The organism is Saccharopolyspora sp. NPDC003752 (genome assembly GCF_053605825.1).
The window spans coordinates 137,553-151,880 of record NZ_JBSGJZ010000021.1 but is presented as its reverse complement, the minus strand read 5'-3'; the positions used below and the strand labels follow the sequence as shown (position 1 = coordinate 151,880).

Here is a 14,328-nt window from a genome sequence, read left to right as displayed (position 1 = left end):
CGGCGGGCCGAGTGCCGCCGACCTCGATCAGGTGCGCGCGCTCCGCCAGGAGGTCCGGGCCGTCATCGAAGCCGACGAAGACCGGCTCGTCGAAGCTCGTCCGAAAGATCACTCGACGGTGACGGACTTGGCCAGGTTCCGGGGCTTGTCGACGTCGTAGCCGCGGGCCCGGGCGATCTCCGCCGCCAGCACCTGCAGCGGCACCGTCGACACCAGCGGCTGCAGCAGCGTCGGCACCACCGGGATGGTGACCAGCTCGTCCGCGAACGGCCGGACCTCGTCGTCGCCCTCCTCGGCGATCACGATCGTCCGGGCGCCGCGCGCCTGGATCTCGCGGATGTTGGAGACCAGCTTGGAGTGCAGCAGCGCCCGCCCCTTCGGCGACGGCATCACCACGACCACCGGCAGGCCCTCCTCGATCAGCGCGATCGGCCCGTGCTTGAGCTCACCCGCCGCGAAGCCCTCCGCGTGCATGTACGCGAGCTCCTTGAGCTTGAGCGCGCCCTCCAGCGCCACCGGGTAGCCGACGTGCCGCCCCAGGAACAGCACCGCCTTCGCATCGGCCAGCTCCCGGCCCAGCTCCCGCACCTGCTCCACCGTGGACAGCGTGCGGCGCACCGCGTCGGGCATCGCCGACAGCTCGGCGAACTCCCGCGCCACCTCGTCGGAGTACTTCGTGCCGCGCGCCTGCGCCAGGGCCAGCCCGACCAGGTAGTTCGCCGCCACCTGCGCCAGGAACGTCTTGGTCGCCGCGACGCCGATCTCCGGCCCGGCGTGGGTGTAGAGCACCGCGTCGGACTCGCGCGGGATCTGCGCGCCGTTGGTGTTGCAGATCGCCAGCACCCGCGCCCGCTGGGTGCGCGCGTGCCGCACCGCCTCCAGCGTGTCGGCGGTCTCGCCGGACTGGGAGATCGCCACCACCAGCGTGTCCCGCCCCAGCACTGGGTCGCGGTAGCGGAACTCGCTGGCCAGCTCGACCTCGACGGGCACCCGGCACCAGTGCTCGATGGCGTACTTGGCGAGCAGCCCGGAGTGGTAGGCGGTGCCGCAGGCGACCACGAAGACCTTGTCGATGTCCCGCAGGTCCTGCTCGGTGAGCCGCAGCTCGTCGAGCACGATGCCGCCGCCGGAGAAGTGCCCGCGCAGCGTGTTCTCCAGCGCCTCGGGCTGCTCCTCGATCTCCTTGAGCATGAAGTAGTCGTGGCCGCCCTTCTCGGCGGCCGACAGGTCCCAGTCCACGGTGAACGGCTTGGCCTCGACGTCCGCGGCGGAGAAGTCGGTCACCCGGTAGCCGTCACGGGTGATGGTGACCACCTGGTCCTGGCCGAGCTCCACGGCGTCGCGGGTGTGCTCGATGAACGCGGCGACGTCGGAGGCGAGGAAGTGCTCGCCCTCGCCGACCCCGACGACCAGCGGCGACGACCGGCGGGCGGCCACGATCTTGCCGGGCTCGGCGGCGTGCGTGACGACCAGGGTGAAGGCGCCCTCCAGGCGCCGGGCGACCGCGCACACGCTGGCGGTCAGGTCACCGGCGGTCGGGCCGTCGTCGTAGGCGGCTGCGACCAGGTGCGCCGTGGTCTCGGTGTCCGTGTCGCTGGCCATCTCGATGCCCGCCGCTTCCAGCTCGGCGCGCAGCGCGGCGAAGTTCTCGATGATGCCGTTGTGCACCACCGCGACCTGGCCGCTGGCGTCGCGGTGCGGGTGGGCGTTGCGGTCGGTCGGCGCGCCGTGCGTCGCCCACCTGGTATGCCCCATGCCGCTGTGACCTGCGAACTTGCTGCCGTCGACCTCGGCGAGGCGCTTCTCCAGGTTCGACAGCGCGCCCGCGGCGCGCTCCACCGCGAGGCCGCCCTCGCCGTCGAGCAGCGCAACCCCGGCCGAGTCGTAACCCCGGTACTCGAGTCGCCGGAGTCCGCCGAGGACGACTTCGAGCGCCTGGCGATGTCCTACGTAACCAACGATGCCGCACACTCGGCCCAGCGTAGCTACTCCACATGGTCTGAACCTGTCCGCGTCAGCCGGAACGGCGAACCCCTCCCGTGGCGGCTACCGCGCGCGCATGAGCAGGTCCGCTACGGTTGCTGACCATGGCGCGCACTGCCAAGAAGGCCCCTTCCGCGAAGCACGCGTTCGAAGAGCTGTCCCGCCGCGGACCGCACGACGTCCTGCACGGTGATCTCGCCCTCGTCGGGCTGCCCGGCATCGTCTGCACGCCGCGCAGCGGGCTCGGCCTGCCGGCGGTCGCGTTCGGGCACGGCTGGCTCCAGCCGCCCCGGCGGTACCTCGGCCTGCTCCGGCACCTCGCGTCGTGGGGCATCGTGGTCGCCGCGCCCGGCTCGCAGCGCGGCGCGTTCGCATCGCACCGGCTGTTCGCCGGCGACCTGCGGACCGCGCTGGACATCTGCGTCGGCGTCCGGCTCGGCGAGGGCGAGATCAGCGTCGACGAGAAGCGGCTCGGGGTCGCCGGGCACGCCATGGGCGGCGGCTGCGCGGTGCTCGCGGCGGCCGACGACCCGCGGATCCGCTCGGTCGCGACGCTGGCCGCCGCCGAGACCATGCCGTCGGCGTTCGAGACCGCGAGCCGCGTCGAGGTGCCCGGCCTGCACATCGCCGCGGGCCAGGACCTGCTGGCTCCGCCGGTGGCCAACGCCGAGCCGATCGCCCGGGCCTGGGGCGGCCCGGTGCAGCTGCGGACGGTGAAGAAGGCCAGCCACCTCGGCTTCACCGAGGGACGGCACTGGACCCAGCTGCTGCTGCACGGCAAGCCCGAGTACGCGACGCAGCGCGTCACGAAGGCCCTGCTCACCGCGTTCTTCCTCCGCACGCTGGCCGGCGACCGGCGCGGCGAGGCGCTGCTGACCGCCGACATCGGCGGCAGCCGCATCGATCACGAGCACAGCCGCGGCGACCTCGCCGCGGCGTGACTCACAGCTTCGACGCGACCTCTTCGGCGACGGCCTTGGCGCCATGCTCGGCTTCGTCGATCGGCATCGGCTCGTCTTCGAGGCCGTAGGTCTTGTCAGTTCCGTCGTAGCTGATGGTGACCACCTTGGTGCCCTTGCGGAAGACCACGAGCCCCTCGACGGTGGACGTGTCACCGGCGAGGAAGGCCTCGTCCCACGGGCCCTCGATGTCCTTGATGCGGGCCGCCTTCGTGCTCTCGCGCTGGTAGGCGAATTCTGCCTCGGCATCTTCGGTCTGCTCCTGGACCAACGTCGAGGCGCTGTCGTTGATCTGGATGTGCAGATCGCGGTCGTTGGTGCCGTCCGCGCCCTTCGTCGGCGCCCAGAAGCAGTCCGCCCACTGGACGTCTTCGTCGAAGGTGCCGCTGCTGAAGTTGGTGACGTGCAGCTTCTTCAGCGTTTCGGCGCTGGGAAGATCGCATTCCGGGATCATCTCGACGCCCAGCGGCGCCGACCCCACCGGCTCGTTGACGTGCTGGTACTTCCAGTAGAAGTAACCGGCGGCCACCAAGCAGATCAGGCCGACCGGGATGCTGACCAGGACCGCGGCGATGATGCAACCGGCTCGGCTCTTCTTCGGAGGCGGGCCCGGCGGCACCGGCGGACCAGGCGGAAACTGCTGCCCCTGGTGGACCGGCGGACCTTGCGGAGCGGGCTGCTGGAACTGGTACTGCGGCTGCCCCGACGGGCCAGGCTGTTGCGGATGCACCTGGAGAGAATAGGCGACGCCCGACCACGATCGTGTCGGCGGGAACGGAGCTCGAATCCCCAGCGTTGGGGCGGTTTCGAAGAGTGCACTGTGGACATTTCCAAAAAGGATGATCCGGTGCGTTTGCCCGAAACCCGCCTTTCCGCTCACCGCTTGAGACGCCGAAAACCAAGCGGGGCGCGGAAATCTCCGCGCCCCGCCGCGAGTGCTACCGCAACCAGCTCTGGTTCTCGTAGTCGTCGTCATCGTCGAACGCCGCCCGCCGGCGCGGTGCCGGCTTCGGCGCCGCCGGAGGCGGCGGTGGCGGTGCGGGAGGCGGCGCGTGCCGGGCGGCCGGCTGCTGCTCCTCCTCGAACTCGTCGTCGCCCCCGAGGCTGATCTCGTTGCTCTGCTCGTTCCGCTTGCCCGCCCAGTCGTTCCGCGGCTTGTCCTCCTCCGGCGGCTGGGCGTTGGCGGCCTTCTCGACGAGCTCCTGCTTGCGCTCGTCCGCGGCCGCCTTGATCTCCTCGTTCTTCTGCGCCGACGCGGCTTCCGCGGCGCGGACCGCATCCATGCTGTCCTCGACGCCGTAGCGGTGCCGCGCGACCAGGGTCGCGATCTCGTCCGCGACCTGCTGGTTGATCAGAACCATCACGCTCACCTATCCCGGTCATCGCCGAGGACCGACCGGAACCGCATCCCGGAAGCATCGACCCCGTCGTCGAAGAGCTGGCCCTGGGTGCGCCACGGACTGTCGTTGGTCCGCTCCTGATCGCCGCCCTGCTGAGCGCCGTGGCCGCCGCCCATCGCGCCCATGCCGCCCATCATGCCGCCGCCCATGGCGGCGCTCTGGTTGCCCCCCTGGCCGCTCTGCGGTCCGGACTGGCCCTGCCCGGCACCACCCGGGTCGCCCAGCGACGACAAGCCGGTGGCACCCTGCGGGCTGCCGCCGGCGGAGTCGCCCGGAGACGACGACAGCGAGGCGAGGCCGGTCGATCCGTGCTGGTCGGCGCCGCCGGGCATGCCGGGCTGGTCCTGGCCGCCGAAGAGCTGGCCGGAGGCGCTGCCGAACGAGTTCTGCACCCCTTCGCCCAGGCTGCTGAACGAGCTCATGCCGGCCGACTGCGGCGCGGTGGACGCCGGGGCGCCCGCCGACGCGGCCTCGGTGGCCGCCGGAACACCGGCACCGGTGTCGAACGCGGGCATGGTGCTCGCGCCGCCGCCGAAGGCGGGCGCGCCGAAGCCCGGATCCGCCGCGGGCATGGTGCCCACGCCGGTGTCGTAAGCGGGCATCGTGGTGCCGAATCCGGCGTCGGGAGCGGGCATCGGAGCCCCGAGATCCGGCGCGGGCATCGGTGCACCCATGTCCGGTGCGGGCATCGGCCCGCCGCCCATGTCCGGTGCGGGCATCGTCCGCACGTTCTCCGGAGTTCCCGTGCCCGCGTCGGGCGCGGGCATGCCGGTCTCCGGCGGACGGAGCCCGCCCGCGTCGGCGGGCATGGTCCCGATGCGCTCGGCGTCGATCGGCGACTTCGGGTCGCTGCCGAAGTCGATCGTCTGGTTCATCGGCGGCTGCCCGCCGCCGTTGTCGATGTTGACCTTGACCTGGCCGTCCGGCGTCCGCTCCAGCGTGATGGTGCGGTCGCCCTCCTTGATGACGGCCTTGCCGTCCTCGCCCGCCTTCACCTGGGTCGGGCCTTCGCCACCGGGCGGCCCGCCGACCGGCGGCTGCCCCGGCGCCGCACCCGGCGCGGGCATCGTCTGCACGCCGTCGGCGGCGCCCCCGCCGGGAGCGCCGCCCGCCGGGCCGAAGTCGACCTCGTAGGTCTTCGGCTTGCCGTCCGGGCCGATCAGCTCGACCTGCGTCTTGCCGTCGGGACCGGGCTTCTGCACGGTGACCGCGTCGTCGCCCTCGCCGAGCGTCACCTTCTCCTGCTCGCCCTGCTCGCCGGCGCCGCCGTCCATTCCCGGCACCTCCGGCGGCTTCGGCATCTCCGGCTGTTCCGGCATCTCCGGCGCCCCACCGCCGCCGCCACCGCCGCCGGTTCCGGCACCACCGCCGCCACCGCCGGTGCCCGAGCCACCGCCGCCGGTTCCGTTGCCACCGCCGCCGGTGCCGTTACCGCCCTTGTCGTTGCCGCCGCCGTCGCCGTCGAGACCCTTGAACGGGTCGTCGCTGACCTTGGAGGCCTCCAGCATCTTGTCGTACGAGGCCTGAACGGCGTCCTGAGTGGACTTGCTCTGGTCCTTGAAGGACTGGTACTTCTGCTCCATCTCGGGCTTGAACGACTCGTCGAGCCACTTCTTGGCGTCGTCGATCAGGCCCTGGCGGATCTGGTCGCAGGCGTCCTTGGCCCCGAAGAACTGGCCGATCATCCCGCCGATCGGACCGCCCAGGATCAGGCCGATCGCCTGGTCCTTGATCATCGACCAGGCACCGGAGAAGATGTCGTCGATCCCGATGTCCTTGAGGTCCTCGAGATTGATGTCGCCGCGCGCCTTGCGGATCTCGTCCTTGGTGTCGTCGGGGTCCTTGCCCGCGCACTTGATCTCTTTGCCCAGCTCCAGCACGAACTTCGCGTACTCGCGCACGGTCTGCTGGATGCCGTCGACGGCCGGGGTGATGGCGCCGGCCATGTTCTCGGTCTCGTTGGTGACCGTCGTGCCCGCCTGGCTGTACTTGCCGACCTTGGCCTCGGCCGATTCAGCGGCCTTCCCCTGCCAGGTCTGCCTGGTGCCCTGGAACGACTGGCCCATCGAGTCGTTCTGGTCCAGCAACGCCTGCTGCACGCCGCCCAGCCGCTCGGCGTCCTCCCGGAACGCGCCGAAGTCGATCTCGCGGAGCTGGTCGTACTGCTCGACCACGTCGGCCTTGAAGTCCGCGCCCTTGCCGGCCCAGTCCTTGTACAGCGGCAGGAACTTCTCGAAGAAGTCCAGCCCCATCTTGCCGTCGTCGAGCAGTTCGTCGGAGGTGCCGACGGAGCCGCCGCCTTCGAGCTTCTTCTTGGCGTCGTCGAACTTGCCCTTGCGCTCCTCGGCCGCCTTGGCCTTCTCCTGCAGCGCTGAGAAACCGCCGTCGGTGATCTTCTCGAAAAGCGCGCCGCCGACCGGGTTGACGATGCTCATCGCGGTGTCGGCGATGCCGCCCGCGTTGTCGACCAGCCAGCTGCCTGCGTCGGAGACGGTCTCACCGACCCATTCGCCCGCGTCCTGCACGGCCCCGCCGACCGCTTCCCCGACCTCCGAGCCGATCTTCGCGCCGGCCACGGCGCCCGCCGGGCCCGCCACCAGGCCGGTGATGCCGCCCTGGATGCCGCCGACGACGGAACCGAACTCCTCGCCGAAGCTGCTTTCCTCTTCCTTCTTCTCGTCCGCCATCAGGCCTGCACCTTCCCGACCTCGTTGGCCCCGGATTCGTCGCTGGCCTGGTATTCCTTCGCGGTCGACGAGAAGTCTTCGGACAGCTTCGAGCCGTGCTCGCCGAACGACTCGATGTTCTTCCCCAGTTTGTCCAACGCGTCCTTGTAGGCCTTGCCGGCCTCGTGGAACTTCTTGCCGAACTTCTCCGCGGTCAGCTTCGTATCGGTGGCCTTCTTGGCCTGCTCCTTGAGCGACCCAGCACCGTCGGAGAACGCATTGGCCGCCTTCGAGATGTCGGTCCCCGAGGTCTGCGCCCCACTCATCGTGCCCCCTTCACCAGACCTGTCGCGCACGTCGCACCAGGGGTGTGACGGCACGCGTGCCTCACCGGTTCCTCATCTTGACAGGTTCCCCGAGGCGAAACGGCAGATCCGGCGAGGCGCTTGCATCCGCGAAGCGAGAAGTCGATCACTGCGGCGGGTTCGGCCCCTGCGGCTGCTGCCCGAAGCCCTGCTGCGGCGGGAACTGCTGCTGCGGCGCCTGCATCGGCTGCGGGGCGAAGCCCTGCTGCGGGAACGGCGCGGGCCGCTGCGCGCCGCTGCCGCTCTTCAGGATCAGCATCGCCGTCAGCGCACCAGCGCCGCCGCCGAAGATCAGGCTGCCCACCAGTGCGATGATCAGATGCACCGTTCCTCCTCTTCGCGCCGTCGCGGATTCACTGCTGGTAGGGGCCCTGCGGCGGCTGCCCGAAGCCCTGCTGCGGCGGGAACTGCTGCTGCATCGGCGGCTGCGGTTGTTGCGGCGGGAACTGCGGCATCGGCTGCTGCGCCGAAGCCTTGCTCCTCATGATCAGCGCGACGACCGCGCCGCCACCGGCACCGAAGATCACGCTCAGCACGATCACGATCAGGATCGAAAAGATCACTACGGCCTCCAATCGTTCGGCTCGAACCTATCGGAGCGCACCGCGTCGACGGGCGGGCAGCGGGAAGTTCAACGCCGCCCCCGGAACAGCACGATCAGGAGCACCACGAGACCGATGGCCGCGAGGAGGCCGAGCAGCAGAACGACGAGCCGCAGATCGATGGAGATCACGGCACCGAATGATCCCGGATCACGCCGCGCGGGCCCAGCCGGCGGTCAGTAGTGGACGCCGCCCTCGAGGATCAACGGCAGGCCCCAGCCCTGCGCCAGAACGACGGCGAACACGAATGCGCCCAGGATCATGAGCACCAAGGGTACCACCAGGACGATCAGCAGGTTACCGAAGAGTTGTCCGCGCATGGCTCGCGCTCAGCTCCGCCTGCGGTTGACGAACCACGACCTGCTCTCGTGCGCGGCGTTGACGGCTTTCATGCCGGCCAGCGCGAGCGCGGAGAAGATCACGATACCGACGACGAGCCCGACAGCGACGAGCCCGACAACCATGGCGACAACGATGGCACCCATGTGAGCAGGGTCTCATAGATCGCGTCGCCGCGAGAGATCAAAATCACAAGATCACCGGATTGAGGCAACAAGTTCGGCCAAACGCTCGGCCACCGCCTGCGCTCGGTCCTCGCTCTGCGCCTCGACCATCACCCGAACCAGCTGCTCGGTGCCCGACGGGCGCAGCAGGATGCGGCCGGTGTCGCCGAGCTCCGCCTCGGCCGCCGCCACCGCCGACGCGACGTCGGCCGCCGCGCACACCGCGGCCTTGTCGGCCACCCGCACGTTGATCAGCACCTGCGGCAACCGCCGCATGACCTTGGCCAACGACGCCAGCGGGGTGCCGGTGGCCGCCATCCGGCCCATCAGCCGCAGCGCGGTGAGCAGGCCGTCGCCGGTCGTGGCGTGGCCGGGAAGCACGACGTGGCCGGACTGCTCGCCACCGAGCGCGAACCCGCCCGCCCGCAGTTCTTCCAGCACGTACCGGTCGCCGACGGCCGTGGTGCGCAGCACCACACCCTGCTCGCGCATCGCCAGGTGCAGGCCGAGGTTGCTCATCACGGTCGCGACCAGCGTGTTCTCGGTCAACTCGCCGCTCTCGTGCATGGCCACCGCGAGGACCGCCATGATCTGGTCGCCGTCCACCGCGGCGCCCGTGGCGTCCACCGCGAGGCAGCGGTCCGCGTCGCCGTCGTGCGCGATGCCCAGGTCCGCGCCGTGTTCGAGCACCGCCGCCTGCAGCACTTCGAGGTGGGTGGAGCCGACGCCGTCGTTGATGTTGATGCCGTCGGGCTCGGCGCTGATCGCGATCACCTCGGCGCCCGCCCGGCGGTACGCCTCCGGCGCCGCGACCGAAGCCGCGCCGTTGGCGCAGTCCACGACGACCTTCAGCCCACCGAGCGGCTGCGGAGCAGCGGTCAGCAGGTGATCGACGTAACGCCGCACCGCGTCGGGGACATCGCGGACGCGGCCGACCTGGGCCCCGGTGGGCCGGTCGACCTGCTCGTTCAGGCGCGCCTCGATCTCGTCCTCGACGGCGTCCGGGAGCTTGTTCCCACCGGCCGCGAACAGCTTGATCCCGTTGTCCGGCATCGGGTTGTGCGAGGCGGAGATCATCACGCCGAAGTCCGCGCCCAGCTCGGCGACCAGGTGCGCGACGGCCGGGGTGGGCAGCACGCCGACCCGCAGCACATCGGCTCCGGCCGAGGTCAGGCCCGCCGTGACCGCCGCCTCCAGCATCTCGCCGCTGGCGCGGGGGTCGCGACCCACCAGCGCCACCCGGCGCTGCGAATCGTCCCGGTCGTAGAGCACGCGTGCCGCCGCAGCGGCCACCGACATCGCCAGCTCCGGCGTCAGATCGGCGTTGGCCAACCCGCGCACCCCGTCGGTGCCGAACAACCGAGCCATCAGCAGCACGTCCTCCTCGTGTGACGCGGAAAACTCCGCGACGGTGCATACGACTGCGGGAGCAGTCTCGTCCACAACGGACGAGGCTGCTCCCGCAGATCGGATGAAATTCGCGTCAGCGCTTGCTGTACTGCGGCGCCTTGCGGGCCTTCTTGAGACCGTACTTCTTGCGCTCCTTCTCCCGCGCGTCACGGGTGAGCATGCCGGCCTTCTTCAGCGCCGGGCGGTCTTCGGCCTCGTAGGCGACCAGCGCACGGGCGATCGCCATGCGCAGCGCGCCGGCCTGGCCCGACGGGCCGCCACCGCGCAGGGTGGCCAGCACGTCGAAGTTCTCCACGCGCTCGACGGTGACCAGCGGCTCCTTGATCAGCTGCTGGTGCACCTTGTTCGGGAAGTACTGCTCAAGGGTCTTGCCGTTGAGCTTGAAGCCACCGGTGCCCGGCACCAGCCGGACCCGGACGACGGCTTCCTTGCGGCGACCCACGGTCTGCACCGGGCGGCCGGTCGGGACCGGGATCGGCGCCGGGGCAGCCGCCTCTTCTTCGACGGTCTCCTCGACGGCGACCTCAGCGGTCTCCTCGGGGGCCGGGGTCACGTTCTCTTCCTGCTGAAGTTCGTCAGTCACTTCTCGACCTTCGCGTTGATCTCGAACGGCTGCGGGTTCTGGGCCTGGTGCGGGTGCTCCGCGCCGGCGTAGACCTTGAGCTTCTTGCCCATCGCGCGGCCGAGCTTGTTCTTCGGCAACATGCCCTTGATCGCCTTTTCGAGCAGCCGCTCGGGGTGCTTCTCGAGCACCTCGCCGAAGGACTGCTTGCGCAGACCACCGGGGTAACCGCTGTGCCGGTAGTGGAACGCCTGGGTGCGCTTGTTACCGGTCAGGGCCACCTTCTCGGCATTGACGATGACGACGAAGTCACCGGTGTCGATGTGCGGCGCGTAGGTCGGCTTGTGCTTGCCGCGCAGCAGCGTCGCGGCCTGAGTTGCCAACCGGCCGAGCACCACATCCTCGGCGTCGATCACATGCCAGGCGCGGGTCACCTCGCCGGGCTTCGGGCTGTACGTGCGCACGGATCTACCTCGTCGTCGTTCGCGTCGGAATCGTCAGTGCGGAGCCCGTCTCGATCACGCCGGTCGGTCCCGCAGGAACTCCCCTGGGAACCGGCACGTCCGCCAGTACCGCCGCCGGGACCGCTACCCGCTCGGGGTCCGATCCGCTGGCGCGAACTGCAGCCGCGCACCGCACAACAAAGAATGAGGGTACTTGGTGGCTTCTGGCCCGGTCAAAACGGGTCCTCGATACTTGCTCGGAGGTTTCTGACCTGGTAGATCGCCGCTATCAGGATAGCGAACGCCGGGCGCGGTACCCGCGCGGCCCCGGACAGCGTTGCGGCCCCGGCGTTCGCCGGGGCCGCAGCACGCTCTTCAGCAGGTGGGATCAGCCACCGAAGCGACCGGCGTTCTTCTTCTCACCGGCCTGGAAGGACTCGTTGGCGGCGCCAACGGCCATGCCCATCTTCGCGGCGGTCTCCTGCATGCGGGCCGCTTCCTCGTCCCAGGACTTCTGCGCGTCCTGGTAGGCGGCCACGGCCTCGCCCTCCCAGGTGGAGACGAGCTTCTGGATCTTGCCCTCGAGGTCGTCCAGCTCACCCTGGATCTTCTGCGCGGCGGCCTGCAGGTCGTCGGAGGCCTGCTGCAGCTCGGCGAAGTTGACTGCAATCTCGCTCATTGCTTATCCCCTCAAATGCCTATGGTGAAGATTTCGGAAGATGCGTTGGTCGAAGTCCGGCTCAGCCGTCGAGCAGGCTCGTGATCTTGGAGATCTCCTGGGCCTGCTCCTCCTGGACCTGCGCGTAGTCCGCACCGGAGCTCTGCACGTTCTGGCCCAGCTCGTCCAGCTTCTGCAGGATCTTCTTGCCGCTCTCCTCGTAGGAGTCCATCAGCTTGCGGAAGACATCCGCGGCCGCGCCCTTCCAGTTCGCGACCGGCCCCTCCAGCTGGCCGCTCAGCTGCGAGAGCGCCTGCTCGACCGCGTTGCGAGCCTCGTCGATGTCGACCGACGCCTGCTGAATCGCCTCGGTGTCCGCACCAATTCCAGCCATGTTCGGGTGACCCCCTTCAAACTCGTCATCAAGTCCTGATGAACCTGCGACGCAGACATTGCCATGTTCGGTTCCATGTTGTCCTGGATTTCTCCGGAACCCGTTGCTGATGTAAACGCCGAACGGGGAACCCGCAGGTCATCGCATGATTCGCGCTTGCGAAAAATCGAGATCGCTGCCGTCGGAGGGCGTTTGCTCTTGCGATTTCCCGGTCGCCGACTCGTTCTCGGCGGTGTCCGGGCGCACATTGGACTCGGTTTCGGCGAGCTCTTCGACTTCCAATCCCATCCGGTTGCGGTAGTCGATCGCCGCGGCCCGCCGGCCCGATTCGGCATCCGCCGGCTTCGTTCCCGCGAGTTCCCTTGTGTGCCTTTGGAAATCCTGCGCGCGGTGGTTCGCTTCGCCGCGGGCTCGCCGGCCGCGTCCCACCGCATCCGCGAGTTCGGACCGCAGCCTCCGGACGGAATCCGCTGGATCTGCCATGGCAATGCCTCCCTGTCCGACGGCCGCGCGAAAACCATTCCGCCGCGGCGAATTCACCGCCGGTTCAACGCACCTTGAGCGACCCGACGACCTGCTGGCAGGCGCGCAGCACATCATCCTTGCCGACCTCGCCGTACTTGCAGCCGACGCTGACCCGGAATTGTCCTTGGTGCACCACGTACCACTCGACGGTCGCGGCCTGCATTTTCTGCCGGTAGTAGACCACGTCCCGGCCCGCGAAACTGGTGGATGCGTTGAACAGGGAGAATTGCGCGCCGTTCGCCACGTTCTGCTGGTAGTCGCTGAGCAGTTGCTGGACCGCCCGGTTCCGGTCCGTGTCGGTGTCGAAGTTGAGCTTGCCCTCCTCGACCGCGATCAGCGAGTCCTGCTCATCGTCCTGCGGGCCGATCATGGTCTGCCACTTCTTCGCGTCGCCGCCGATCTGCTTCCAGTCGCTGGGATAGGCGAACTCGTAGTCGTACTGCGCGATCACCCGGGGCGGCACCTCCGGCCCGGCCTGCGGCTGGCCGGTGCTGGTCAGGACCAGGGTCAGGACCACGCCCGCGGCCACCACGGCCGCGGCGCCGGCGCCGATCAGCCACGGCAGCTTGTTGTTCTTCCCGCGGCTGCGCCGGTGCGCGACCGGCATCGTCTGATCGCTGCCGCCGATGACGACGGTCCGGGCTCCGCTGAGCGAGTCGCCCGCGGTCACGCCGGGGCCGGTCTGGGGCGGGACCACCGGGAGCGGATGCGATCGCACCGTCGAGATGCCCGCCCAGGCGCCGGCGGGCGCCAGCCCACCGCTGCGGTCCGGGTCGAGCCGGACCGCGCGCAACGCGCCGCGCGCCACGACCGTCTCGGGCTGGTCCAATGTGGTCGGAACGACGCCGGTGCGCTCGTGGATCAGCCGCGCCACCATCGGGATCCGGCTCGAACCGCCCACCAGGAACACCCCGGCCAGCTGCTGCCGGGCCACCTTGCCCTCGCGCAGCGTGGTCAGCACCAGGTCGGCGGACTTGGCCAGCGGCGCGGCGATCAGCGCCTCCAGGTCGACGCGGGTGACGTGCGCGTCGGAGAACGGCGGCGGCATCGGCACGTCGGTGTAGGCGTGCCGGGACAGGGTTTCCTTGGCGCCGCGGACGTCCTGCCGCACCACCCGGCGCCGGCGGCGGTCGGGCATCTCGCGGCCCTCGACGAGCTTGCCCCAGGCTTCTGGATCGGTGCCGGAGACGAGCCGGCCGATGTGGTCCAGCAGCGCCTGGTCGATGTCGGCGCCGCCGAAGTTCGGTTCGCCGCGGGTGGCGAGCACCTGGAACGACGAGCCCTGCTTGCGGACGACGCTGGCGTCCACGGTGCCGCCGCCGAGGTCGAGCACCGCCAGCGCGCCGCCGTCGGGGAGCCCGTGCCCGGCGGAGTGGAACACCGCCGCCGCGACCGGTTCCGGCACCATGACGAGTTCCTTGCCCAGGCCGGTGGCGGCCTGGCGCAGCGCCGCGGTGCGCATCGAGCCCCAGTCCGCGGGGTGGGTCAGCACCAGCAGGTCGACGGCCGCGCCGCCGGCGAAGCGGCGGGCCTCGCCGACCGCGCGCTGCAGCACGGCGCGGATCACGTCGGCGACCTTCAGCACGCTGCTGCCGAGCAGCAGCTCGCCCTCGTCGATGCGGCGCTTCGGGTGCGGCTCGAAGCGGGCCGGGTCGACCGCGGCCTGGCGTTCGGCCTCGTGCCCGACGAACAGCGTGCCGTCGGCCGCGGCGAACACCGCGGACGGCACCAGCGGCTGCCCGTCGATGACGACCACCTGCGGTTCGGCACCGCCGACTGACACCACCGTGCATGTGCTCGAGGTGCCGAAGTCGATCGAGACGTGCAGGGACACCCAGAACTCCTTCACCGTCGCCGA

17 protein-coding genes are annotated in these 14,328 nt (G+C 70.1%); 1 reads left to right on the top strand and 16 read right to left on the bottom strand.

The genetic code is table 11. From position 1 onward, the window contains the following. Positions 1-108: 108 nt before the first annotated feature. Positions 109-1,971, bottom strand: coding sequence for a glutamine--fructose-6-phosphate transaminase (isomerizing) (gene glmS, locus ACWEV3_RS25925; protein ID WP_452616378.1), 1,863 nt, complete (start codon positions 1,969-1,971; stop codon positions 109-111). 116 nt (positions 1,972-2,087) lie between these two features. On the opposite strand from glmS, the gene ACWEV3_RS25920 reads away from it, so the two are divergent. After that, positions 2,088-2,924, top strand: a complete 837-nt coding sequence (locus ACWEV3_RS25920) for a dienelactone hydrolase family protein (protein WP_452616377.1) — start codon at positions 2,088-2,090, stop codon at positions 2,922-2,924. Between the two features lies 1 nt (position 2,925). On the opposite strand, the gene ACWEV3_RS25915 is transcribed toward ACWEV3_RS25920, so the two are convergent. The 15 genes from ACWEV3_RS25915 to ACWEV3_RS25845 all read right to left on the bottom strand — a co-directional run bounded on the left by ACWEV3_RS25915 (position 2,926) and on the right by ACWEV3_RS25845 (position 14,304). Next, positions 2,926-3,672, bottom strand: a complete 747-nt coding sequence (locus tag ACWEV3_RS25915) for a hypothetical protein (protein WP_452616376.1) — start codon at positions 3,670-3,672, stop codon at positions 2,926-2,928. 208 nt (positions 3,673-3,880) lie between these two features. Further along, positions 3,881-4,303, bottom strand: coding sequence for a hypothetical protein (locus ACWEV3_RS25910; RefSeq protein ID WP_452616375.1), 423 nt, complete (start codon positions 4,301-4,303; stop codon positions 3,881-3,883). A gap of 5 nt (positions 4,304-4,308) precedes the next feature. Then, positions 4,309-7,029 (bottom strand): WXG100 family type VII secretion target, encoded by a 2,721-nt coding sequence (locus tag ACWEV3_RS25905; RefSeq protein WP_452616374.1) that lies wholly within the window; start codon positions 7,027-7,029, stop codon positions 4,309-4,311. Then, the gene (locus tag ACWEV3_RS25900; RefSeq protein WP_093265582.1) at positions 7,029-7,334 is read right to left on the bottom strand and encodes a hypothetical protein; all 306 of its coding nucleotides are present in this window, start codon (positions 7,332-7,334) and stop codon (positions 7,029-7,031) included. Before ACWEV3_RS25900 ends, ACWEV3_RS25905 begins: the two co-directional genes overlap by 1 nt. Before the next feature lie 145 nt (positions 7,335-7,479). After that, complete coding sequence (locus ACWEV3_RS25895) at positions 7,480-7,698, bottom strand: hypothetical protein (RefSeq protein ID WP_452616373.1); 219 nt, start codon at positions 7,696-7,698, stop codon at positions 7,480-7,482. Between the two features lie 28 nt (positions 7,699-7,726). Continuing rightward, positions 7,727-7,936 (bottom strand): hypothetical protein, encoded by a 210-nt coding sequence (locus ACWEV3_RS25890; RefSeq protein WP_452616372.1) that lies wholly within the window; start codon positions 7,934-7,936, stop codon positions 7,727-7,729. A 215-nt stretch (positions 7,937-8,151) separates the two neighbouring features. Continuing rightward, positions 8,152-8,295 (bottom strand): hypothetical protein, encoded by a 144-nt coding sequence (locus ACWEV3_RS25885; RefSeq protein WP_452616371.1) that lies wholly within the window; start codon positions 8,293-8,295, stop codon positions 8,152-8,154. A gap of 9 nt (positions 8,296-8,304) precedes the next feature. Continuing rightward, the gene (locus tag ACWEV3_RS25880; protein ID WP_177226465.1) at positions 8,305-8,460 is read right to left on the bottom strand and encodes a hypothetical protein; all 156 of its coding nucleotides are present in this window, start codon (positions 8,458-8,460) and stop codon (positions 8,305-8,307) included. 51 nt (positions 8,461-8,511) lie between these two features. Beyond that, entirely contained in the window at positions 8,512-9,846 is a 1,335-nt protein-coding gene (gene glmM, locus ACWEV3_RS25875; RefSeq protein WP_452616370.1) for a phosphoglucosamine mutase, read from the bottom strand. Between the two features lie 115 nt (positions 9,847-9,961). Then, a complete protein-coding gene (gene rpsI, locus ACWEV3_RS25870; RefSeq protein WP_452616369.1) occupies positions 9,962-10,471 on the bottom strand; it encodes a 30S ribosomal protein S9 in 510 nt (169 codons plus the stop codon). After that, on the bottom strand, positions 10,468-10,914 hold the full coding sequence (gene rplM / locus ACWEV3_RS25865) for a 50S ribosomal protein L13 (protein WP_132491634.1): 447 nt from the start codon (positions 10,912-10,914) through the stop codon (positions 10,468-10,470). Before rplM ends, rpsI begins: the two co-directional genes overlap by 4 nt. 367 nt (positions 10,915-11,281) lie before the next feature. Further along, positions 11,282-11,572 (bottom strand): WXG100 family type VII secretion target, encoded by a 291-nt coding sequence (locus ACWEV3_RS25860; RefSeq protein WP_450140865.1) that lies wholly within the window; start codon positions 11,570-11,572, stop codon positions 11,282-11,284. 61 nt (positions 11,573-11,633) lie between these two features. Then, the gene (locus tag ACWEV3_RS25855) at positions 11,634-11,945 is read right to left on the bottom strand and encodes a WXG100 family type VII secretion target (RefSeq protein ID WP_132491630.1); all 312 of its coding nucleotides are present in this window, start codon (positions 11,943-11,945) and stop codon (positions 11,634-11,636) included. Positions 11,946-12,083: 138 nt separating this feature from the next. Then, entirely contained in the window at positions 12,084-12,428 is a 345-nt protein-coding gene (locus ACWEV3_RS25850) for a hypothetical protein (protein WP_452616368.1), read from the bottom strand. A gap of 64 nt (positions 12,429-12,492) precedes the next feature. Next, complete coding sequence (locus ACWEV3_RS25845) at positions 12,493-14,304, bottom strand: type VII secretion-associated protein (protein ID WP_452616367.1); 1,812 nt, start codon at positions 14,302-14,304, stop codon at positions 12,493-12,495. Positions 14,305-14,328: the final 24 nt, after the last annotated feature.